We start from the raw sequence: 22,167 nt of genomic DNA, 5'->3' as shown, positions 1-22,167 counted from the left end.
GCCCATGAGCCAGTTGACGCGAACCGTCGGTAGGGCGTTCCTCGGAGGGGTCGCGGCAGGCGGCACGATCGCCGCGATCGGCGCCATCCGCCGCTCGAAATGGGCCGCCGACCTGGAACGGATCAACCACAAGGGCGACACCGTGAGCCTGGCCGAAGGCCCCGGCATCACGATCGGCGCCACCGCGGGCGCGGTCCTGGGCGCGAACTCCCCGGCCTACGCCGCGGCCGCCGCCACCGCGGGCGTCACCGCGGGCGCCGTCGGCCTCTACGACGACATCGCCGACTCCAAGGGGGAGAAGGCGAAGGGCTTCAAGGGCCACGTCGGCGCCCTCCTCAAGGGCCGCGTCTCCGCCGGGCTCGTCAAGATCCTCGGCATCTCCGGCGCCGGGCTCGCCGCCGCCGCGCTCATCGACCTTGAGAACGGCGAGCTCACCGACGACCGCCGCTCCCGCCTGCGCCGCATCTGGAACGTCGGCGTCGGCGGCGGCGTCATCGCCGGGGCCGCCAACGTCATCAACCTGTTCGACCTGCGCCCCGGCCGCGCCCTCAAGGTCGTCACCCTCGCCTCCGCCCCGCTCTCGCGCCCCCCGGGGGCCAAGTCCCGCCGCGCGACCGCCGCCGGCGGCGCCAACACCGCGCTCGCCGTCTCGGCCGCGGCCGGCGCCGCGATGTCCGAGGACCTCGAAGGCAAGACCATGCTCGGCGACGGCGGCGCCAACGCCCTCGGCGCGCTCCTGGGCCTCGCCTACGTCGCCCGCACCGGCATGGTCGGCCGCCACGTCGCCCTCGCCGGGGTCGCCGCCCTCATCGCCGCCTCCGAGAAGGTCTCGTTCACGAAGGTCATCGCCGAGACGCCCGTACTGCGCGAGCTGGACGAGCTGGGTCGGACGAAGTCTTGACCGAGACCCGACGCGAAGTCGGTCGTGCCGCCTCGGTCATCGGTGCGATCACCGTCGCCTCCCGCCTGGCCGGATTCGGCCGCACGATGGTGTTCACCTGGGCGGTAGGTGCAGGCACCCTCGGTGCCGTCTACCAGACCGCCAACAGCATCCCGAACATCATCTTCGAACTCGTCGCGGGCGGTGCGCTCGCGGCGCTCGTCATTCCCCTCCTGGCCGCTCCGCTCGCCAGGCACGAACCGGAGCAGGTCAGCCGCATCGCCTCGGCGCTGCTGACCTGGGCCCTCACGATCCTCGTCCCGGTCGGGATCCTCGTGGCCGTGTTCGCCCGGCCCATCATCCGGCTCCTGTCGGGAGGCGAGTACTCGGGTGCGGCGCTCGACGCCGGAACCGAGATGCTGGTCCTCTTCGCTCCGCAACTGCCCCTGTACGGCGTCGCGGTCGTCCTCACCGGCATCCTCCAGTCGCACCGGCGGTTCGCCTGGCCCGCCATCGCGCCCCTGCTCTCCAGCATCGTCATGGCGCTGGTCTACGTCGTGTACGGCCTGTTCTCCGGACGCGACCCCAAGGTCCAGAACCTCGCCGAATCGGACCTGATCCTCCTCGCGCTCGGCACGACCGTCGGCGTCGCGGTCCTCGCCGGATCGCTCATCATGCCCTTGCGCGGCCTGGGCCTGCGCATCCGGCCTGCATGGCGCCTCGACACACATGTCGCGGCGGGCCTGAAGTCGCTCGCCATCGCGGGAGCGATCACTGTCGGCGCCCAGCAACTCTGCCAGGCCCTGCTCATCGCCCTCGCCAACAACGCCAGCGAGAACGGCCCCGCGGCGATCTTCACGATCTCGCAGACATTCTTCTTGCTGCCCTGGGCGATCCTCGCGGTCCCGCTCGCGACCGCCGCGTACCCGGTCCTCGCCGAGGCGTTCTCCCTTGGCGAGCAGGAGCGATACGAACGCCGCCTCTCGCAGACCGGTCGCGCCGTCCTCCTCCTCTCGGGTCTCGGCGTCGCCGCCCTCGCTGGCCTCGCCGAACCCATGGCGACCGTGCTGTCCTCGGTCTCCGCGGACCAGTCCGCGTCCACCCAGTCGCAGTTCCAGGGCACCCTCACCGGCCTCGCCTTCGGCCTCTTCGGCTACTCCATGTTCGCGATCTACTCCCGCGGCCTGTACGCCGTGGGCCGCAACAAGTACGCCGCCGGGGCCACCTCGATCGGCTGGGCCGCCGGGGCCGTCGCCGCGGTCGTCCTCTCCCAGGTCATGCCCCTCGAAGACCGCACCCTCGCACTCGCCATCGCCTGGTCGATCGGCATGACCGTCATCGGCCTCGCCCTCACCGCCGCCATCGCCCGCCACACCGGTGCCGCGAGCCTCGCGGGCATCCCCAGGGCCGCGCTCGCCACGGTCGTCGCCGCGGTCGCCGCGGTGCTCGCCGCGCGCGAGCTGATCGCGCTGTGGGGCCATGCGGACACGATCTACACCGCGCTCTTCCAGGGCGTCGTCGTCGGCGCCGCCACCGCCGTGGTCTACCTCGGCCTCGGGGCGCTCATCGGCGGATCCGGTGTCGTGCGCCCGGTCCTGCGGCGCGCTGGCAGAATACGGTCGTCAGCGGAAGACGAAGCACAGCAACCCGACGAAGACGGAGCAGACCAGTGAGCCACCGCCGTATCGCCTTGGTGCTCGGCCCCTCGACCGGCGGCATCGGCACCCACGTCGCCTCGGTCGCCGAGGGTTTCGTGGAGCGCGGCGACGCCGTCCTGGTGGTCGGCCCGCCCGAGACCGAGGAGCGCTTCGGCTTCCGCGCGCGAGGCGCCCGCTTCGCGCCCGCGCCCATCACCGCGAAGCCCTCCCCGGAGCTGCCGCTCGCCTGGTGGTCGGCCCGCAACGCCCTGCGCGGCATCACCGGACGCGGCGTCGACGTCGTCCACGCCCACGGCCTCACCGCCGGGATCACCGCGCTCGCCGCCCGCCCCGCGGGCGCCGCGCTCGTCACCACCTGGCACAACCAGCTCATCACCTCCGGAGTCAAGCGCCGCGTCTCCGACGCGATCGAGGGACGCCTCGCGCGCGGCGTCGACGTCGCCCTTGCCGCCTCCTCCGACCTCCACGAGCACCTGGTCGCCCTGGGCGCCAAGGACGCCCGCCTCGCGCCCGTCGCCGCCCCGCCCAAGAACGCCAGCGGCGAACCCGGCGCGGTCCGCGCCGAACTCGGCATCGGCGACCGCCCCATGCTCCTGTCCGTGGGCCGCCTGCACCCGCAGAAGGACTACGACACCCTCATCGCCGCCGCCACCCGCTGGAAGGCCCTGGACCCGGCCCCCGTCGTCGTCATCGCCGGGGACGGCCCCGAGCGCGACCGCCTCCAGGGCCTCATCGACGCTTCGGGCGCCGACGTGCGCCTCCTCGGCCACCGCACCGACGTCGGCGACCTCCTCGCCGACGCCGACCTCTCCCTGGTCACCAGCCAGTGGGAGGCCCGGCAGCTGTTCGCCCAGGAGACCCTCCAGGCCGGCGTCCCGCTCGTCACCACCCGCACCGGCGGCATCCCCGAGCTCGTCGGCGACGCCGGAATCTACTTCGAGGTCGGCGACGTCGACGCCCTCGATCAGGCCGTGCGCGGCCTCCTCGGCGACCCGGACAAGCTCGACAGCTACCGTGCCGCCAGCCTCGCGCGCGCGGCCACCTGGCCCGACGAGGCCCAGATGCTCGACGCCCTCGACGCGCTCTACCTCGAACTGACCGGAAGATAACCAGTGGTGCGCAACCTGGACGCCGGGCGGCGGGCCCGCAAGGTCCGCAAGTCCCTCGCCCGCTCCCTGTCCGAGCACCGCGGGCCCCTCGGCGTCTGGATCGCCGTCGTGCTCCTCGCCGCGCTTGCGGTCATCCAGCTCCTGCCCGACGAGCGCGAGGACGCCATCCCCGACACCGTCGACTCCGTGATCGTCCTCGGCGTCGGCGGCCTGTCCTGGACCGACATCGACGCCGAAACCACCCCGAACCTCGCCGCGCTCGCCGAGAACGGCGCGCTGGCCGAGCTGAACACCGACTCGGGCCGCAACTTCACGTGCACGCTCGACGGCTGGCTCACCCTCTCCGCAGGGGCGCCCGCCGTCGCCGGGAACTACGGCGACTCCGCCGACTGCGGGCCCGTGACCGACGAGCAGATCAGCGACGAGGACGGCGCCACCACGGTCGGGGACATGACCGACCTCGTGGCCCTCAACCGCGACCTCGACCAGGGCGCCGAGGTCGGGATGCTCGCCGCCGGGACCTCCTGCGCCACGGGAGTGGGTCCCGGCGGGGCCTACGCCACCGCGAACTCGGTCGGCCGCGTCGGCGAGTACGCCTCCGCGCTCCCGTCCGGCCGCGACCTGGCCGCGCTGCTGAACGAGTGCCCGCTCACCGTCGTCGACGGCGGCGTCCTCTCCTCCGACGCGGAGCTGCGGGCCGCCGCGCTCGACCAGCTCGACGCGACCGTCGCCGCCCTCGACGAGGCCCGCTCGGGCGACAGCGCGCTCATCGTCACCGGCATCAGCCAGACCGAGGAGCCCAACCGGCTCCTCGCCACCGTCGCGAACTTCGGGTCCGCCGACGGCCACACGCTCCTCGACCTGCCCGCCGAGCGCCCCGGCTACCTGCGCCTGACCGACCTCACCGCGACGATCCTGACCCTCCTGGACGCGCCGCTCCCGGACTCGGTCTCCGGGACCGCCGCGGGCGCCGCCGAGGACACGCTCTCGTACGCCGACCGCCAGGCGGTCTTCGACGACACCGACGTGCGGCTCATCGCGGCCGCGGTCGCCGCGCCCGCCACCCAGTGGCTCCAGGTGATCCTGTTCCTCGCGCTGACGTTCGTGGCGTGGCCGCTGCTGCACCTGCTGCGCCGCGCCGGTCAGCCCGGCGTCAAGCCGCCGCCGCTGTGGCTCATGCGCCTGAACATCGTCTCGGCGCTCGTGTGCGCGGTGTTCACCGCAGCCGCGATCCTCGCCGACTTCTTCGAGTGGTGGTCGGCCGACCGGCCCGGCATCGTCGGCCCGCTCACGGCCCTCGGCATCGCCGTCGTGTGCGCGTTCGCCGCGATCCTCATCCCCGGCCGCCGCGGGCCCGCGAGCCTCATGGTCACCGTGTCCGCGTTCGGGATCGTCGTCACCGTCATGGCGATGGTCATCCACACCGAGGACCCGCTCGGGACGCTCCTGGGCGACTACACCGTCGCCGACTCCGCGTCGAACGAGCTCGGCCCGGTCGCCACCGGCATGTTCATCGCCTCCCTGTGGCTCCTGGCCGCCGCCGCGGCCTGGCGGCTCCCGCGCCGCTACCAGGCGCCCGTCATGGCCGCCATCGGCAGCCTCGGCGTCCTCGTCGTCTCCGCCGGGTTCCTCGGCGACTCCGTGCCCGCGGCAGTCGCGATCATCGTCGGCACCTGCCTCGCGGCCGCGCTCGCCACCGGCGGCTGGGTCACGTTCCAGCGGTTCGTGTGGTCGGGCCTCGCGGGCGTCGCGGTCCTGTTCGGCCTCTCGTGGATCGACTACCAGCGGCCCGCGGCCGAACGCGGCGAGCTCGGCGCGTTCCTCGGCGACGTCCTCGGCGACACCAACGGCGTCATCGCCTCCGGGGTCGGCTCGAACGTCGTGTCGGTCTTCACCTCCCCGATGAGCCTCCTCGCCGTCATGGCCGGCGGCTACTGCTGGCTGGTGCTCCTGCGTCCCGGCGGCGGCCTGCGCCGCGCCTGGGGCCTGTACCCGCCGCTGCGCGCCGCGTTCTCCGCGGCCGTCGTCGGATCGGGCATCGCCGGGCTCCTCCTCGGCAAGGGCGTCATGAGCCTCGGCTCGGCCCTCGCGGTCATGGTCCCCTTGGCGGTCATCATGAGCCACCGCGTGCTCGCCCGCGCGCACGTCAAGGACGGCGAGTACTCCGACATGATCGTCGACGCACCCTCGTGGGTCGATGAGGAAAACAGCGGCGAAAGTGTTAGTGTGGAATCCCGTGGATGAAGCGATCCACCGGCTGCCTCTGGCGAAGCTTGCGAGCCAGAGCAAAGGCTCAGCCTTAAGCAGCTCGTTCGCCACGAACACCACGGGAGTCCGCCTTGGCCAGCGCTGCGAATGGTCAGATCCGCACTACGAAGCACCTCTTCGTCACCGGCGGGGTCACGTCCGCCCTCGGCAAGGGCATGACCGCCGCCAGTCTCGGGAACCTCCTGACGGCCCGCGGCCTCTACGTGGTGATGCAGAAGATCGACCCCTACCTCAACGTCGACCCGGGCACGATGAACCCGTACGAGCACGGCGAGGTCTTCGTCACCGACGACGGCGGCGAGACCGACCTCGACATCGGCAACTACGAGCGGTTCCTCGACCGGAACCTGTCGAAGCACGCGAACGTCACCACCGGCCAGGTGTACTCCGACGTCATCGCGAAGGAGCGCCGCGGCGACTACCTCGGCGCCACGGTCCAGGTGATCCCGCACATCACCAACGAGATCAAGGCCCGCCTCGCGGCGATGGCCGACCCCGACCCGGAGACCGGGCGCGTCCCCGACGTCGTCATCACCGAGGTCGGAGGCACGGTCGGCGACATCGAGTCGCTGCCGTTCCTGGAGGCGATCCGCCAGTACCGCCACGACATCGGGCGCGACAACTGCTTCTTCCTGCACGTGTCGCTGGTGCCGTACCTGGCCGCGTCCTCGGAGATGAAGACCAAGCCCACGCAGCACTCCGTGGCGCAGCTGCGCAGCATCGGCATCCAGCCCGACGCGATCGTGTGCCGCTCCGACCGCCCGCTCCCCGACGGCCTCAAGGGCAAGATCGCCGGGTTCTGCGACGTGGACGACGCGGCGGTCGTCTCGGCGCCCGACTCGAAGTCGATCTACGAGATCCCCAAGACCCTCCACTCGGAGGGCCTGGACGCTTATGTGGTCCGCAAGCTCGACCTGCCGTTCAAGGACGTCGACTGGACCGCGTGGGACGACCTGCTCGACCGCGTCCACAACCCGCAGGCCACCGTCGAGGTCGCGATCGTCGGCAAGTACGTGGAGCTGCCCGACGCGTACAAGTCCGTCGTGGAGGCCCTGCACGCGGCCGGGTTCGCGCACCGTGCCAAGGTCAACGTCCGCTGGGTCGTCTCCGACGAGTGCGGGAGCCCCGAGGACACCGCGAAGGCCCTCGCGGGCGTCGACGCCGTGGTCATCCCCGGCGGGTTCGGCGACCGCGGCGTGCCCGGCAAGATCGAGGCGCTCACCTGGTCGCGCACCCGCGGGGTGCCGACGCTGGGCCTGTGCCTGGGCTTGCAGTGCATGGCGATCGAGGGCCTGCGCGAGATCGCCGGGCTCGTCGGCGCCGACTCCGAGGAGTTCGACCGCGAGGCCGAGCACCTGGTCATCTCCACGATGGCCGACCAGACCGAGATCGTCGCGGGCCGCGGCGACATGGGCGGCACGATGCGCCTCGGCACCTACCCGGCGAACCTCGCCGAGGGCTCGATCGTCGCCGAGGTCTACGGCGCCACCGAGGTCAACGAGCGCCACCGCCACCGCTACGAGGTCAACAACGCCTACCGCGACCAGCTCGCGAAGTCCGGGTTCGTCATCTCGGGCCTCTCGCCCGACGGGCGCCTCGTCGAGTTCATCGAGCTCGACCGCGAGCAGCACCCGTACTACGTCGCGACCCAGGCCCACCCGGAGCTCAAGTCCCGCCCGACCCGCCCGCACCCGCTCTTCGCGGGCCTGGTCGCCGCGGCCCTGAAGCGCCAGGCCGCCGAACGCCTCGACCTCGAAGCGTAAGCACCACAAGCAGAAAGGGCGGGGCTCCGAGTGGAGCCCCGCCCTTCTCACTTGTCGGTTACCCGTTGCGCGGGTCGTCGCCGTACTGGTTGGAGCCGTGCTGGCCCTCCAGCGCGAGCAGCACGATCAGGATGATGCTGCCGACGCCGGGCACGAAGTTGATGAAGTACCACCAGCCGGACCGGCCGGTGTCGTGCAGTCGGCGCACGATCGCGGCGAGCGTGGGCAGGAGCACCGCGACGAGGTAGAGGAAGAACGGGATGTAGAGCAGGGGCTCCCGGGTGAGCGAGAACAGCAGGGACAGGGCGATCAGGATGATCGCGTTGATCAGGTAGAACATCCAGAACTCGCGGCGGCCGGCGCGGCCGGAGAAACCGACGTAGTTCTTGAGCACGGCAAGGTACCAGTTCACGCTGGGTCCTTTCGAGGGGGCGATCCGCTGTGGACCGTCAAGGGGATTGAGGGGGAGGCCCTGGGCGAGGGCCGATCGGAAACGTACCACGTTCCCCCAGTTGAGCGCGAGGCGATTCCCCCGCGTCGGCTCCCTTGAGGAGGGGACGGCGAAAGGGCGGGCTCCCGGAGCCCGCCCTTTCCGTGCGCCTTACGGCTGCTTCGTGCGCAAGGTCCGGCCGACCATGACCGTGGCGACCACGATCAGGCCCGCGGCGATGAGCGCGACCGTCTGGAGGCCGTGCGTGAACGCGGTGCGGGCCGCGGCGAGCAGGGCGTCCCCGGCCTCCGCCGGAAGCGCGGCGGCCGCGTGGACGGCCTCGCCGAGCGTCTCGGCGGCCGCCGCGGGCGCGTCCCCGAGTTCGCTCCGGTATATCCCGGTGGCGAGGGATCCCAGTAGCGCGACGCCCATCGCGCCGCCCAGCTCGTACGCGGTCTCCGAGATCGCGGAGGCCGAGCCGGCCCGGTCGGCCGGGGCCGCCGCCAGGACCGCGTCGTTCGTGACCGTCTGCGCCAGGCCCGACCCGGCGCCGATGAGCGCGAACGCGACCGCGACGACGCCTGCGCCCTGATCAACGCCGATGAAGGACATCGCGGCGAAGCCCGCGACCACCAGCACCAGGCCGCCGACGATCGTGCGGACCATGCCGATCCGCTCCGACAGCCGCACCGCGACGAGCCCGGCGACCACCGAGACGCCCATGCCCGGCAGGAGCAGCAGCCCCGCCTCCATGGGGGAGTAGCCGAGCACCAGCTGCAGGTACTGCGTGAGCAGGAACAGCGACGAGATCATCGCGAACACGATCGTGAAGTTCGTGGCGAGCGAGGCGCTGAAGCGCCTGATGCCGAACAGGTTCAGGTCCAGCAGCGGGTGCTCCAGGCGGCGCTGGCGCCGCACGAACAGCATCGCCATGGCGATGCCGAAGGCGATCGCGAGGGCCGCCGTCCACTCCACGCCGTGCTCGGCGATCGTCTTGACCCCGTACACGAACGGGAACATCGCCAGGAACGACATCGCGACGCTGAGGAGGTCGATGCGGCCCGGGTTCGGGTCCTTCGACTCCGGCAGCAGGAACGGCGCGGCCACGACCACGGCGATCGACACCGGCGCGGCCATGAGGAACACCGAGCCCCACCAGAAGTGCTCCAGGAGCCAGCCGCCGATGATCGGCCCGGCGGCCGAGCCCGCGGAGAACCCGGAGGCCCAGATCGCGATGGCGAACTTGCGCTGGCGGCCGTCCTCGAAGAGGTTCCGCATGAGCGCGAGCGTGGTCGGCATGAGCGTCGCGCCCGCCAGGCCCAGGAACGCGCGGGCGGCGATGAGCATCTCCGCAGAGGTCGCGTACGCGGCGGCGACGCTCGCGGCGGCGAACGCGGCCGAGCCGATGACGAGCAGCCTGCGGCGGCCGATGCGGTCGCCGAGCGTCCCCATGGTGACCAGGAGACCGGCGAGCGTGAACCCGTAGACGTCCACGATCCACAGCAGCTGCGAGGAGGACGGTTCGAGGTCCTCGGACAGGAACGGCACGGCGAAGCCGAGCACGGTCATGTCGATGGAGATGAGCAGCACGGGGAGCACCAGCACCGCCAGCGCCCACCCCTGCTTCGCGGTGAAGCGCGGGCGGGGGCCCGCGTGCTGCGGCAGGGTCGTCGTCATGGTGTCTCCTCCTCAGGGTCAGTTCGCGGGCCGAGGGCCGCCGCGGAACGGGCGGCCCGCAGGTGGACACCTGGGGCGCTTCGGCGAAGCTTGTGATCGAATCGACGGTTCAGGGAACATCGCTGTACCGTCCAGACGGTATAGTAGCAAGCGGGAGGGCCCATGACCAAGGACGAACCGAGCACGCGTGACCGGATTCTCAACGCGCTCCAGCGCATCCTCGTCGAGGAAGGCGCCTCCGGCGTGACCCTGGAGAAGGTCGCCGCCGAGGCCGGCGTCTCCAAGGGCGGCCTGCTCTACCACTTCAAGTCCAAGTCCGACCTGTACGACGGCCTGGCCCGCCGCCACCGCCTGCAGGAGGAGGCGAACATCGCCCGCGCCCGCGAGACCGGCGTGGTCGCGAGCTTCCTGGAAGTCTCCTGGGTCGAGTCCGAGGAGTCCGCGGCCGGGCTCTGGGCCCTGCTCACGGCCCTGCGCGGCACCGGCGAGCTCTCGGAGGAGGCCCGCGCCGACGTCCTGTTCATCTTCAACGGCTGGCGCGACCTCATCCACGAGCAGGTCGCCGACCCCGTCACCGCCGAGATCGTGCGCCTGGTCGGCGACGGCCTGTTCCTCTCCGCGCTCGCGGGCGCCCCGCTGCCCAAGCGCGAGGTCGTGGAGCAGATCCTCGCCCGCCTCACGCTTGAGAGCGGCGGGGCGTAACAGAGCCGGGCTAGGGTGGCTCCCGTGCATGAATACCGAGTCCTCGACAGCGACATCGTCCACCGCGGCTGGTGCTACGACCTGACCGCCGAGACCGTCGCGATGCCGGGCGGCGGCAGCGCGCGCCGCGAGTTCCTCGACCACTGCGGCGCGGTCGTCACCGTGCCGCTCGACGAGTCCGGCCGGGTCGGCCTCATCCGCCAGTACCGGGTCCCGACGAAGGAGCGCCTGTGGGAGTTCCCCGCGGGCCTGCGCGACGTCGAGGGCGAGGACCCGGCCGTCACCGCCCGCCGCGAGCTCGCCGAAGAGGTCGACCTCGCCGCCGCCGACCTCGTCAAGCTCGGCGAGTTCTACACCACCCCGGGCATCTCGAACGAGCTCATCCACTACTTCCTCGCCACGGGACTCACCCCCGTACCCGAGGCCGACCGGCACGAGCGCACCGACGAGGAGGCGAACATCGAGCTCGTCTGGTGGGACCTCGACAAGGCCCTCGACGCGGTCGTGAACGGCGAGATCCGCAACGGCGTGTGCGCCCTCGCGCTCAACCTCGCCCGCCTCCACCTCGAACGACGCTAGGGCGCGCGCTGCTGTGTTACCGAAAACCACCGGCCCGTCGTGCGTTCGTGCGGCGGGCCTGACTTACGATCACCGCGACGACGCCGTCCGAACCGCTGACCCAGAAGGAATGCCGGTCTCCGGGCACTGCGCGTCTTAGACTGCCCGTGCGGGACGCCGACCGGCCCCGAACTGGCACAACGCTTCGGAAGGAACCCGCAGAGTGAAAGTCGCCGTCCCCCGCGAGATCAAGAACAACGAGTACCGCGTCGCCCTGACCCCCGCCGGGGTCCACGAGCTCGTAGCCGCCGGGCACCACGTCAGCGTCGAGACCGGCGCCGGGCTCGGCTCGGCCATCACCGACGACGACTACCGCGCCGCCGGGGCCGTCATCTGCCCGGACGCCGACTCCACCTGGGGCGCAGGCGATCTCGTGCTCAAGGTCAAGGAACCGATCCACGACGAGTTCCACCGCATGGCCCCCGGCCAGACCCTCTTCACCTACCTCCACCTGGCCGCCTCCGCCGAGTGCACCGACGCGCTCCTGGAACGCCACGTCACCGGCATCGCCTACGAGACCGTGCAGACCCGCGACGGCCGCCTGCCGCTCCTCGCGCCCATGAGCGAGGTCGCGGGCCGCCTCGCCGTCCAGGCCGGGGCCTACCACCTCCAGCGCCCCGAAGGCGGCCGCGGCACCCTCATGGGCGGCGTCCCCGGGACCCCGCCCGCGCGCGTGGTCATCATCGGCGCGGGCGTCTCCGGCATGAACGCCGCCGCCGTCGCCGTCGGCATGCGGGCCGACGTCGAGCTCCTCGACCTCAACATCGACAAGCTCCACGCCGCCGACGACCTCTACCAGGGCCGCCTGCGCACCATCGTGTCCAACCGCTTCGAGATCAAGCGCGCCTGCCGCGAGGCCGACCTCGTCATCGGCGCCGTCCTCGTCCCGGGCGCCAAGGCCCCCACCGTCGTCGACGACGAAGTGCTCGCCGAGATGAAGGACGGCGCGGTCCTCGTCGACATCGCCATCGACCAGGGCGGCTGCTTCGCCCACTCGAAGGCCACCACCCACGACGACCCGACGTTCACCCACGGCGGCAAGCTGTTCTACTGCGTCGCCAACATGCCCGGCGCCGTCCCGAACACCTCCACGTACGCGCTCACGAACGCGACGCTCCCGTACGTCATGAAGCTCGCCAACCACGGCTGGGCCGAGGCCCTCCGCACCGACGCGGCCCTGGCCGGCGGCCTCAACACCTACGCCGGGCAGGTCGTCAACGAGCCCGTCGCGACCACGCACCACCTGCCGCTCATGCCGATCGCGCAGGTCCTCGCCGAGAACTGAGGACACACAGGACCCTCGCGTCCCAGCCGGAAGCAAGCGATCCCACACCGGGTGCCTCGGAGTCTCGCAAGCCGTCGACAGCCTCGATACACTGACGTACAGTCGCTATGACAGGCAATGGTGAGACGCCCGGCACCCGGTGCCGACTCGCACCCGGAGGCGGAAATGAGCAGTGTGGACAGCAACGACAAGTGGGCCGCCCTGCGCGGGGCCGCGCAGGTGCCTCCCACTGACGGCGACGGGGACCTGTCCTCGCCCGACCCCGAGACGTACACCGGCAAGCGCGACATCCCGCAGCCGCAGCCGCTGGAGCGCCACGGACCGGCCCGCGTCATCGCCATGGCCAACCAGAAGGGCGGGGTCGGCAAGACCACCACGACCATCAACCTCGGTGCGGCCCTTGCCGAGTACGGCCGCAAGGTCCTCCTCGTCGACTTCGACCCGCAGGGCGCGCTCTCGGTCGGCTTCGGCACCAACCCCCACACCCTCGACCTGACGGTCTACAACCTCCTCATGCAGGAGGACGTCGACATCGACGACGTCATGGTCAAGACCAACGTCGCCGGGCTGCGCCTCCTCCCCGCCAACATCGACCTCTCCGCCGCCGAGATCCAGCTCGTCAACGAGGTCGCCCGCGAGCAGACCCTCGCCCGCGTCCTGCGCCCGATCATCCCCGACTTCGACTACGTCCTCATCGACTGCCAGCCGTCCCTGGGGCTCTTGACGATCAACGCGCTCACCGCCGCCCACTCGGTCCTCGTCCCCCTGGAGTGCGAATTCTTCTCCCTCCGCGGCGTGGCCCTCCTCCTCGACACCGTCGACAAGGTCCGCGAGCGGCTCAACTACGACCTCGAACTCGACGGCATCCTCGCCACCATGTACGACTCGCGCACCACGCACTCCCGCCAGGTGCTCCAGCGCGTCGTGGAAGCCTTCGGCGACAAGGTGTTCTCCACGGTCATCACCCGCACCGTGCGCTTCCCCGAGACCACCGTCGCGGGCGAGCCGATCACCACGTGGGCCCCGGCCTCCTCCGGCGCCCGCGCCTACCGCCAGCTGGCCCGCGAACTCATCGCCGCTACGGACAAATAGACAGCCGAACGCGTTCCACCACAAGAAACCCAGAGTTCACCCCGAAGCGCGCGCGGGGCCCGTCTAAGCTTGCGTGCGTGAGCGACCAGCAGCTGCCCCAGCTCCCGACCCAGCGGGAGGGCGAACCGGACGAGGCCGAGACCGGCTTCCGCGTCCGCCTCGTCAACTTCGAGGGCCCCTTCGACCTGCTGCTCCAGCTCATCGGCAAGCACAAGCTCGACGTCACCGAGATCGCCCTCCACGAGGTCGCCTCCGAGTTCATCGCCTACGTCACCGGACTCGACGAGGCCTGGAACCTCGAAGAGACCTCCGAGTTCCTCCTCGTCGCCGCCACCCTCCTCGACCTCAAGACCGCGCGCCTCCTGCCCGGCACCGTCGTCGACGACGAAGAGGACCTCGCCCTCCTCGAAGCCCGCGACCTCCTCTTCGCCCGCCTCCTCCAGTACAAGGCCTACAAAGAGGCCGCCGGGGCCCTCTCCGAGCTCGCCGAGGGCGCCGCCACCCGCGTCCCCCGCAACGTCGGCCTCGAAGACCGATTCAAGGGCCTCCTGCCCGAACTCGTCCTCGACCTCACCCCCGACGCCCTCGCCGCCCTCGCCGGGAAGGCCATGAAGCCCAAGCCGCCACCCACCGTCGGCACCGGCCACATCCACGTCCAGCGCGTCTCCGTGCGCGAGCACGCCGTCATCCTCTCCCGCCGCCTCCAGCGCGTCCAGACCGCGACCTTCCGGGCCCTCACCTCCGACTGCGAGACCCACCTCGAAGTCGTCGCCCGGTTCCTCGCGCTCCTGGAGCTCTACCGCGAGGCCCTGGTCGGCTTCGAGCAGATGCAGGCCCTCGGCGAGCTGACCGTCCGCTGGCTCGGCGGCACCGGCAACACCGAGATCGAGGTCGACGAGTACGCGGGCACGCCCGCGGAGGCCGAAACCGCGTCCGCGGACGCACCCACGGGGGAGGACACGCGCGAATGAGCGAGCGAACCGAAGACCTGGAAGAGGGCCTGGCCGCCTGGCGCATGCCCAGCGCGCGCCAGGAGGCCGCGCCGCTGCGCGCCGACACGCCCGCCGACGAGCCGGTCGGCGACGTCGACGAGTACGCGGCCGCACTGGCCGCCGTCCCGGCCCAGCCCGAGCCCGAAGCCGACGACGAACCCGAGGCCGCGGCCCCCAGCCCCGTCCCCGAGGACGTCGACCTGGGCGCGGTCCTGGAGGCGATCCTCATGATCGCCGAGGAGCCGCTCTCCGAGGAGTTCCTCTCCTCGGTCCTGGAGCGACCGCGCTCACAGGTGCGCGAGACGCTCGGGCGGCTCAGCGCCGAATACACTGGTGACGGACGCGGATTCGATCTGCGTCGCCAAGCCGGCGGCTGGCGCTTCTACACCCGGGCCGACTACGCCCGCTACGTGGAGCGGTTCGTGACCGACGGCGCCTCCGCCCGCCTCACCAAGGCGGCGCTGGAGACGCTCGCCGTGGTCGCCTACCGGCAGCCGGTCACCCGCGGCCGCATCTCGGCCATCCGGGGGGTCAACTGCGACGGGGTCATCCGCACGCTGCTGGCGCGCGGCCTGGTCGAGGAGTGCGGGACCGACCCGGACTCGACGGCGACGCTCTACCGCACCACCACCCTGTTCTTGGAGAAGATCGGGCTGGACTCGGTCGACCAGCTCCCCGAGCTGGCCCCGTTCCTGCCCGACGACGTGACGGATATCGAGGAAGATGAACAACGCTGACGCAGAGGGCGTACGCCTGCAAAAGGTCCTGTCGCAGGCCGGGATCGCCTCCCGCCGCGCCGCCGAGGAGCTGATCTCCCGCGGCAAGGTGAAGGTCAACGGCGAGCCCGCCCGACTCGGCCAGCGCGTGGACCCCGCCAAGGACGTCATCCACGTCTCCGGCAAGCGCGTCGTGACCGACGTCGACAAGGTCTACTACGCGATCAACAAGCCGCGCGGGATCGTCTCGACCATGGAGGACGACGAGGGCCGCCCCTCGCTCGCGAACTTCGCGCAGGGCCTGGACCACCGCGTGTTCCACGTGGGGCGCCTGGACACCGACTCCGAGGGCCTGATGCTGCTCACCAACGACGGGGAGCTCGCGAACCGGATCATGCACCCCTCGCACGGCCTGCCGAAGGTCTACCGGGCGCAGGTCAACGGGATCATGGACCGGCCCACCTGGAACCGGCTGCTCAAGGGCGTCGAGCTGGAGGACGGGCTCGCGAAGGCCGAGAAGCTGAAGATCATCGACGAGCACGCCGGGCAGTCGTTGATCGAGATCACCATGCACGAGGGCCGCAAGCACATTGTGAGGCGCCTCATGGACGAGGTCGGCCATCACGTCTCGCGCCTGGTGCGCACCGAGATCGGCCCGATCCAGCTGCGGAACCTGAAGCCGGGGACGCTGCGGCGGCTCACCCCCAACGAGGTGGGGGAGCTGTTCCGCGAGGTCGGGCTCTAGCCTTGTACAGCCTGCTGTAGCGACGGGATGGGCAAGGCCCGGTTAGGGTCTCATCATGAAGACGATTCTGAACATCATCTGGTTCGTGCTCGCCGGGCTGTGGCTCGCGATCGGCTACTTCGTTGCGGGCCTGGTGTTCTGCATCTTCATCGTGACCATCCCGTTCGGGATCGCGAACATGCGGCTCGCCGGGTACGTGCTGTGGCCGTTCGGGCGCACCGTGGTCTACGACCCGCAGGCCGGGTGCCTCACGCTGGTGGCGAACATCCTGTGGCTCATCCTGTTCGGGTGGGAGCTCGCGCTCGCCCACCTGGTGACCGGGTTCCTCCAGGCGATCACGATCATCGGCATCCCGCTGGCCGTGGCCAACTGGAAGATGATCCCGCTCGCGCTGTGGCCGCTGGGGGCGCGCGTCGTCGAACGCTAGGCCGTTCGCGCGGAGGCATGGACGAGCGCTGGGCCGTCCGCGCATAGACAGTGGACCGGCCCCGTTCGCCACCCCAGCTCGCCTGACCCGGCATGATGTAGGTTTGCGGGGTTTGCACATGAAGAACGGAGCCGACAGTGCCTGAGCAGAAGAGCGGACCGGTCGTCGCTATCGACGGCCCGTCCGGGGCCGGGAAGTCGACGGTGTCCAAGACCCTCGCGACCGCGATCGAAGCGGCGTACCTCGACACCGGTTCGATGTACCGGGCGGCGACCCTCGCCGTCCTCAAGGCCGGCGTCGACCCCTCCCAGACCGCGCAGGTCACCAAGACGGTGAAGAACGCCAAGCTGGAGTTCGGCACCGCGCCCGACGACCCGTTCACGCGCGTGGACGGGGAGGACGCCGACCAGGCGATCCGCTCCGACGAGGTCACCAAGGCCGTCTCGGCGGTCGCGGGCAACAAGACGGTGCGGAAGTTCCTCATCGACGAGCAGCGCCGCATCATCGCGAACGCCAAGCGCGGCATCGTGGTCGAGGGCCGCGACATCGTCGAGGTGGTCGCCCCCGACGCCGACGTCAAGGTCTACCTCACCGCGGACCCCGTCGAGCGCGCCAAGCGCCGCGCCGCCGAGAACGGCGCCGACGCGACCGCGACCGCGAAGGACATCCAGCGGCGCGACACCGCCGACTCGAAGACCACCAAGCCCCTGGAGGCCCCCGCGGGGGCCGTGGTGATCGACTCCACGGCGCTGCCGATCGTGGAGGTAGTGGCCAAGATCCTGGCCTTGCTGAACAACAGGGACATCGATGAGTGACGAACCGACCTGGGCCGACGACGACTTCGAGTTCGACGGGGACGACCTCGCCGAAACCTCGCAGGACCGCGGCCCGGTCCCGACGGTGGCCGTGGTCGGCCGCCCCAACGTGGGGAAGTCGACCCTGGTCAACCGCATCCTGGGCCGCCGCGCCGCAGTCGTCCAGGACGAGCCGGGCGTGACCCGCGACCGCATCGCGTACGACGCCGAGTGGTCCGGGAAGCAGTTCAGCCTGGTCGACACGGGCGGCTGGGACCCCGACGCGGACGGCATGGCGAAGGCCATCGCCTTCCAGGCCGAGCTCGCGATGCGCACCGCCGACGTCATCGTCTTCGTGGTCGACTCCCGCGTCGGTCCCACCGACGCCGACGAGGCCGCGGTCCGCATCCTCCGCTCGACCCGCAAGCCGGTCATCCTCGTCGCGAACAAGGCCGACTCCGAGCGCCAGGAAGCGGAGGTCCACGACCTCTGGAGCCTCGGCCTCGGCGAGCCGTTCCCGATCTCGGCCCTCCACGGCCGCAACTCCGGCGACCTGCTCGACAAGATCATCTGGGCGTTCCCCGAAGAGCCCACCGGCAAGCTCAAGGAGCGCGGCCCCCGCCGCATCGCCCTGGTCGGCCGCCCCAACGTCGGCAAGTCCAGCCTCCTGAACCGCATCGCCGGCGAGGACCGCGCCGTCGTCGACAACGTCGCCGGCACCACGGTCGACCCGGTCGACTCCGTCGTCGAGATCGACGGCGAGGACTGGATCCTCGTCGACACCGCGGGCCTGCGCAAGCGCGTGAAGTTCGCGTCGGGAACGGAGTACTACGCGGCGCTGCGCACCGAAGCGGCCGTAGAGGCCGCCGAGGTGGCCCTGGTGCTCCTGGACGCGAGCGAACCGATCAGCGAGCAGGACCAGCGGGTCCTGACGCAAGTGGTCGAGTCCGGCCGCGCGTTGGTCCTAGCGTTCAACAAATGGGACCTGGTGGACGAGGACCGCCGCTACTACCTGGAAAAGGAAATCGACAGGGAACTCGGCCAAGTGAGCTGGGCCCCGCGGGTGAACGTCTCGGCGCTGACGGGCCGCGCCGTGGAGAAGATCGCCCGATCCCTCCGCGTCGCCCTCGAAGGCTGGGGCCAGCGCATCACCACCGGCGAGCTGAACCAGTGGATCAGCACCCTCCAGGCGGCCACTCCGCACCCGACCCGCTCGGGCAAGGCCCCGAAGGTCATCTACGCGACCCAGGCCGCCGCGGAGCCGCCGCGCTTCATCCTCTTCACGAACGCGCCGTTCGAGAAGCAGTACCTCAAGTTCATCACCCGCAAGCTCCGCGAGGACTTCGGCTTCCCGGGCACGCCCATCGAACTCGTGGTCAAACCACGCGAATCCCGCAAAAAAGACAAGCGCAAATAGCCCGCCTCACACGGGGGACCTCGCCTCAGAGGCCCCCGACCCCATAAGCTAAAGTTGTCACCGCCGCGGCAACGCGGCAAAACGGGCTGTGGCGCAGCTTGGTAGCGCACTTGACTGGGGGTCAAGGGGTCGCAGGTTCAAGTCCTGTCAGCCCGACAAACAGACACCGGGAACATCGATGATGTTCCCGGTGTTTTCTTGTGCGTACGGAGAGGTAGTGATGCTCTCGGGCGGCGAGACGAGGTTGCTTCAATCGGTCATGGCAGTGATGAACCTTCGCGTCAGCGCCGGGTGCGCCTGGAGACGCCGGACCTATACCACCGCTCCAGCTGCATCCAGGATGAGGACCTGCGGCAAGTCTCCGGAGATTTCGAGTCATGGTCCGGGCGGCCAGGTACTGCGAACGCAGTAGACCGGGAGATCTGGCCGGATGAAGGCGTCGCGGCCCGACGGGGAGGCACCCACCTCCTCGTAGGGGCACAGGATCGCGGCGTCGCGGCCGGCGAACGCGAGATTGATCAGCGCTTCGTGCTGGGCGCACGCCGGGTACTCGGTGTCTGCGCCGGGCCCAGATCGGCTCGCCGATGATGCTGACGCTCCGGTCGGGGTGGCGGTCGGCGAACGCGAACGAGACTAGCCGTCGATCCGCCCGCACAAGGCAACAGTCGTGCACGGCCGTTGACGGCTGCATTCGCGCCGTCGGACCGCGCTCAGGACGTCCGGGTGCTCGTGGTGGCGGCGCGGTGGGAGGTGGACGGCCGTGCGGGAAGGTCGTGTGCGATCGCCCAGATCGCAATGCGGCAGAGGGCTTCCTTGCAGGACAGTCGCGGCGCCGGTCAAGACGGCGCGTTTGGGTCGGTCGTCGGCGGTCACGAACTGGACGACCGCATCGCCGCGGCCGAGGCTGATCGTCTGATGGAAGTACCGGACCCGCAGGCGCGGCGGTCGCCGGTCGGTCAGGCGCGTGGCAAGGTCGCTCGCGGCGTTCCAGCCGGTGGGCATCCCCGAGGAGCAGGGGGGAGGGCGGCGGTGGCGGGTGCGGTGAGGATGCCATGGCGGATGGCTCCTCCTGACTCCTCGGCGCGGGTGCTGAGCGGTTCAGTAGCCTGAAGCGCTGCAAGGCGAGTCGAACACCCCTGCGCTGCACGTCTGGAACCGCCACGCGTATCCGCCTGCCTCGACCGGGCCGGAGCCCGACAGCGGCGCGGTGACGGTGATGGGCTCGTTGGCAGGGAAGCTCGATTCGACGGCCTCCTGGTACCGCGCCGCCAGATCCGCATCGCCGCAGCCCTCGCCCTCGGTGAACTCAGGCGTCCCGAAGTCCAGCGTGACCTGCATACCGGCGTCGACCAGCTCCCCGGTGAGCTCGACGGGCTGTGCCGCGTTCACCGCGTCGCAGTAGTTCATGCGGTAGTCGCGCAGCTCGCCGGAACCGGTGACCGTGCCGTCCTCGGCGATGGTGAAGTCGCCCCACCAGGTCGGGTGGTAGCAGACGAACGGGTCGGGCGGTTCGAGCAGTGTGCACAGGTCCCCGTCACCGGTCCGCTCCCCGTCGACCTCGCTCAACTGGAAGGACCACCGGTTCGCCCCGGGCGGTGCGGTCGGTGCGAGCGAGGAGGCGTCGTCGACCGGTTCGCTGAAGACCGCCAAGGCGTTCGCCACGGCGCGTTCGACGTGGACGGGCCCTGCGCCGTCCGACGGCTCGTTCTGCACCCGCATGGCGCCGTCTTCGTAGGTCGCGAGCGTGCTGGAGCCGCCCCCATCGAAGCCGACGGCCCGGTAGGCTCCCTTGTCGACCATGACCTCGGCCATTTCGGCCAGGCTTGCCCCTCCGGCGCCGATCACGACCATGTAGAGCGTGTCCCCGGTCTCGTCGAAGCCGACCGCGGTCCGTGGCTTGTCGTCCTTCTCGATCTGGTCCAGGTCATCGACCGGACTGCCTTCGGCGACGATGGGGAGGCCGCCGATCGCCTGTTGGAGCGCGTTGCCGTCGGCCGACTCCAGTCCCCATTCGACCTCCACCGGGTCACCGACGGCGAGGCTCTGGAGTCTCGACACACTCTCGCCCCGCGCGAGCAGAATGCGCTCGTTCGCCTCGATGTGCCGGTCGCCTATCTGCGGTTCAGAGGAGACGACTGCCCCGTCTCTGATCCTGACCTCCCAGTACTCGCCGTCGCAGGCCCGCTCCGCGCGTCGTTCACCCTCGTCTCCGCAGCGCGCTCGTTCACGACTGGTGTCACCCCACTCGGGGGTGAAGAGGCCAACGCCGTCGACCGGCACCGCGTACGAGTTGAACGTCCCGATGTCGATCACACCGCTCTCGGTGGCAGCGCTCGCGTGGAGGCCCACGGTGGTCGCCACCGGTGCGCCCGAGAGCGTGACGCCGAAGACATCCTGATTGGACCGGTACTCCTCGGGCAGAGCTTCACGATTGGCGCCGTAGCGCTGCCGACCGGGGACTGCGCTGTTGAACGCCACACCATTCGCGATGGTCGGCCCGACCGGCCCGTTGGTGGCCTGGTATCCGGCGTCGCCGTTCGAATTGTGGATCCAATTGAAGTAGTCGCCGTTGACGACCCCGGTTGCGCCGGCGTCGGCAGCCAAGACGCTCGGCTCCGCGAGGCCCGTCACCTCGCCGGTATTGAGGACATCCAGCCTGACGCCCGGCTCGTCAAGATCGACGACGAGCATATGCCCCGATGCGTCGTCCGGACCGGTGAATTCGACGTACTCGACGCCGGGTGCGATCTCCCTTTGGGTCTCGTCCTCGCCGGGAGCGCACGCGGTCGCGGTGAGCGCCAACGCGAGCGCAGCAGCGGTGGTCAGTGCGGTTCCGACCCGTGTCCTCTCCAACGGATCGCTCCTTTCGGGTGGGTCCGGCTCCGCCCCCGCCACACGGCCGCGCGGTTCAACGTATTCGCCCGTGATGTCAGGATATCGACACCCGGCAATCCCGGGTGCCCTGAGCGGCAACCCTCCCTGATGCGTCGATGCGTCGTCAGCGCAGGTCCGCCGCATCGAGCAGTACCGCCACGGTGGGGGCGAGGAGTCCGTCGAGGTGTTCGGCGCCTATCCCGGCGCGGGCGCTGGCGCCGTCGAAGACGAGGGTGAGCTGGCGGGCGAGAAGGTCGGGGTCGCTTGCGCCGCCTTGGGCGGCCTCGGCGCGGAAGTACGCGGTCAGGGCAGCCTTCACCTGCCGGGCTACGCGGCTCGCGGGGTGGTCGGAGTCCTTGAGCTCGATCTCGGCCGAGAGATAGGGGCAGCCCCGGAACGCGGGGTCGGCCGATTGCATGGCGACCTGGTCGAACACATGCGTGATCCGCTCGCGGGGGGCGAGGTCGGCGTCCGCGGCGGGCAGGAGCGCGGCCACGTAGGAGGCGGCGCGCCGCTCCAGGCTCGCGGCCAGCAGTTCGTCCTTGCTGGCGAAGAGCTGGTACATGGAGCGCTTGGACACCCCGGCCGCCTTGCACAGCGCGTCGATGCCGATGTTGACGCCCTCGCGGTAGGTGAGTGCGGCCGCCGCCTCCAGGAGGCGCTCGCGGGGGCCGGGTTTCAGGTCCGTGGTCATCGTGCCAGGTTAGCGCGATTCGCAAG

General features: G+C 70.7%; 19 protein-coding genes, 1 tRNA gene and 1 pseudogene. 16 read left to right on the top strand and 5 right to left on the bottom strand.

The window, feature by feature from the left end; translation table 11 throughout:
- Positions 1–4 precede the first annotated feature (4 nt).
- The 5 genes from WA640_RS14205 (at position 5) to WA640_RS14185 (ending at position 7,678) form a co-directional block, all read left to right on the top strand.
- On the top strand, positions 5–901 hold the full coding sequence (locus tag WA640_RS14205) for a hypothetical protein (RefSeq protein ID WP_335988422.1): 897 nt from the start codon (positions 5–7) through the stop codon (positions 899–901).
- On the top strand, positions 898–2,553 hold the full coding sequence (murJ, locus tag WA640_RS14200) for a murein biosynthesis integral membrane protein MurJ (protein WP_335988421.1): 1,656 nt from the start codon (positions 898–900) through the stop codon (positions 2,551–2,553). Before WA640_RS14205 ends, murJ begins: the two co-directional genes overlap by 4 nt.
- The gene (locus tag WA640_RS14195) at positions 2,550–3,647 is read left to right on the top strand and encodes a glycosyltransferase family 4 protein (protein ID WP_335988420.1); all 1,098 of its coding nucleotides are present in this window, start codon (positions 2,550–2,552) and stop codon (positions 3,645–3,647) included. Before murJ ends, WA640_RS14195 begins: the two co-directional genes overlap by 4 nt.
- 3 nt (positions 3,648–3,650) lie before the next feature.
- Complete coding sequence (locus WA640_RS14190; RefSeq protein WP_335988419.1) at positions 3,651–5,891, top strand: hypothetical protein; 2,241 nt, start codon at positions 3,651–3,653, stop codon at positions 5,889–5,891.
- A gap of 95 nt (positions 5,892–5,986) precedes the next feature.
- Positions 5,987–7,678: a CTP synthase gene (locus tag WA640_RS14185; RefSeq protein WP_335988418.1), complete on the top strand. Its 1,692-nt coding sequence runs from the start codon at positions 5,987–5,989 to the stop codon at positions 7,676–7,678.
- Between the two features lie 58 nt (positions 7,679–7,736).
- On the opposite strand, the gene WA640_RS14180 is transcribed toward WA640_RS14185, so the two are convergent.
- Complete coding sequence (locus WA640_RS14180; protein ID WP_335988416.1) at positions 7,737–8,090, bottom strand: DUF805 domain-containing protein; 354 nt, start codon at positions 8,088–8,090, stop codon at positions 7,737–7,739.
- A 189-nt stretch (positions 8,091–8,279) separates the two neighbouring features.
- A complete protein-coding gene (locus tag WA640_RS14175) occupies positions 8,280–9,785 on the bottom strand; it encodes an MFS transporter (protein ID WP_335988415.1) in 1,506 nt (501 codons plus the stop codon).
- A gap of 162 nt (positions 9,786–9,947) precedes the next feature.
- Between WA640_RS14175 and WA640_RS14170 the strand changes: the two genes are divergently transcribed.
- From WA640_RS14170 to WA640_RS14120, 11 genes are all read left to right on the top strand, one after another.
- Positions 9,948–10,487 carry a TetR/AcrR family transcriptional regulator gene (locus WA640_RS14170; RefSeq protein ID WP_106365217.1) on the top strand — a complete coding sequence of 180 codons (540 nt, stop codon included), beginning with the start codon at positions 9,948–9,950 and terminating at the stop codon, positions 10,485–10,487.
- Positions 10,488–10,511: 24 nt separating this feature from the next.
- Positions 10,512–11,066, top strand: coding sequence for an NUDIX hydrolase (locus WA640_RS14165; RefSeq protein WP_335988414.1), 555 nt, complete (start codon positions 10,512–10,514; stop codon positions 11,064–11,066).
- A 202-nt stretch (positions 11,067–11,268) separates the two neighbouring features.
- Entirely contained in the window at positions 11,269–12,390 is a 1,122-nt protein-coding gene (ald, locus tag WA640_RS14160) for an alanine dehydrogenase (protein ID WP_335988413.1), read from the top strand.
- A 165-nt stretch (positions 12,391–12,555) separates the two neighbouring features.
- Positions 12,556–13,482, top strand: coding sequence for a ParA family protein (locus tag WA640_RS14155; RefSeq protein ID WP_106365215.1), 927 nt, complete (start codon positions 12,556–12,558; stop codon positions 13,480–13,482).
- A 77-nt stretch (positions 13,483–13,559) separates the two neighbouring features.
- On the top strand, positions 13,560–14,453 hold the full coding sequence (locus WA640_RS14150) for a segregation and condensation protein A (RefSeq protein ID WP_245889024.1): 894 nt from the start codon (positions 13,560–13,562) through the stop codon (positions 14,451–14,453).
- Positions 14,450–15,211, top strand: coding sequence for an SMC-Scp complex subunit ScpB (gene scpB / locus WA640_RS14145; RefSeq protein WP_335988409.1), 762 nt, complete (start codon positions 14,450–14,452; stop codon positions 15,209–15,211). The genes WA640_RS14150 and scpB overlap by 4 nt, the downstream gene beginning before the upstream one ends.
- A complete protein-coding gene (locus WA640_RS14140; protein ID WP_106365212.1) occupies positions 15,198–15,935 on the top strand; it encodes a pseudouridine synthase in 738 nt (245 codons plus the stop codon). The genes scpB and WA640_RS14140 overlap by 14 nt, the downstream gene beginning before the upstream one ends.
- Positions 15,936–15,990: 55 nt before the next feature.
- Positions 15,991–16,362, top strand: a complete 372-nt coding sequence (locus tag WA640_RS14135) for a YccF domain-containing protein (protein WP_106365211.1) — start codon at positions 15,991–15,993, stop codon at positions 16,360–16,362.
- Between the two features lie 137 nt (positions 16,363–16,499).
- Complete coding sequence (gene cmk, locus WA640_RS14130) at positions 16,500–17,177, top strand: (d)CMP kinase (protein WP_335988406.1); 678 nt, start codon at positions 16,500–16,502, stop codon at positions 17,175–17,177.
- Positions 17,170–18,573 (top strand): ribosome biogenesis GTPase Der, encoded by a 1,404-nt coding sequence (gene der, locus WA640_RS14125; protein WP_335988404.1) that lies wholly within the window; start codon positions 17,170–17,172, stop codon positions 18,571–18,573. The genes cmk and der overlap by 8 nt, the downstream gene beginning before the upstream one ends.
- A gap of 82 nt (positions 18,574–18,655) precedes the next feature.
- Positions 18,656–18,729 (top strand) — tRNA-Pro (locus WA640_RS14120).
- A gap of 294 nt (positions 18,730–19,023) precedes the next feature.
- On the opposite strand, the pseudogene WA640_RS28860 reads toward WA640_RS14120, so the two are convergent.
- The 3 genes and pseudogenes from WA640_RS28860 to WA640_RS14110 form a co-directional block, all read right to left on the bottom strand.
- A pseudogene (locus tag WA640_RS28860) lies at positions 19,024–19,198 on the bottom strand (MEDS domain-containing protein); the annotation flags it as partial.
- A 473-nt stretch (positions 19,199–19,671) separates the two neighbouring features.
- On the bottom strand, positions 19,672–21,426 hold the full coding sequence (locus WA640_RS14115) for a phosphodiester glycosidase family protein (protein WP_335988402.1): 1,755 nt from the start codon (positions 21,424–21,426) through the stop codon (positions 19,672–19,674).
- A 145-nt stretch (positions 21,427–21,571) separates the two neighbouring features.
- Positions 21,572–22,141, bottom strand: coding sequence for a TetR/AcrR family transcriptional regulator (locus tag WA640_RS14110; RefSeq protein WP_335988400.1), 570 nt, complete (start codon positions 22,139–22,141; stop codon positions 21,572–21,574).
- Positions 22,142–22,167: the final 26 nt, after the last annotated feature.

Source organism: Glycomyces sp. MUSA5-2, from assembly GCF_037034145.1.
Lineage (GTDB): Bacteria > Actinomycetota > Actinomycetes > Mycobacteriales > Micromonosporaceae > Glycomyces > Glycomyces artemisiae.
Note: the sequence above shows the minus strand (reverse complement) of the source record. Positions and strands in the feature narration are given on the sequence as shown.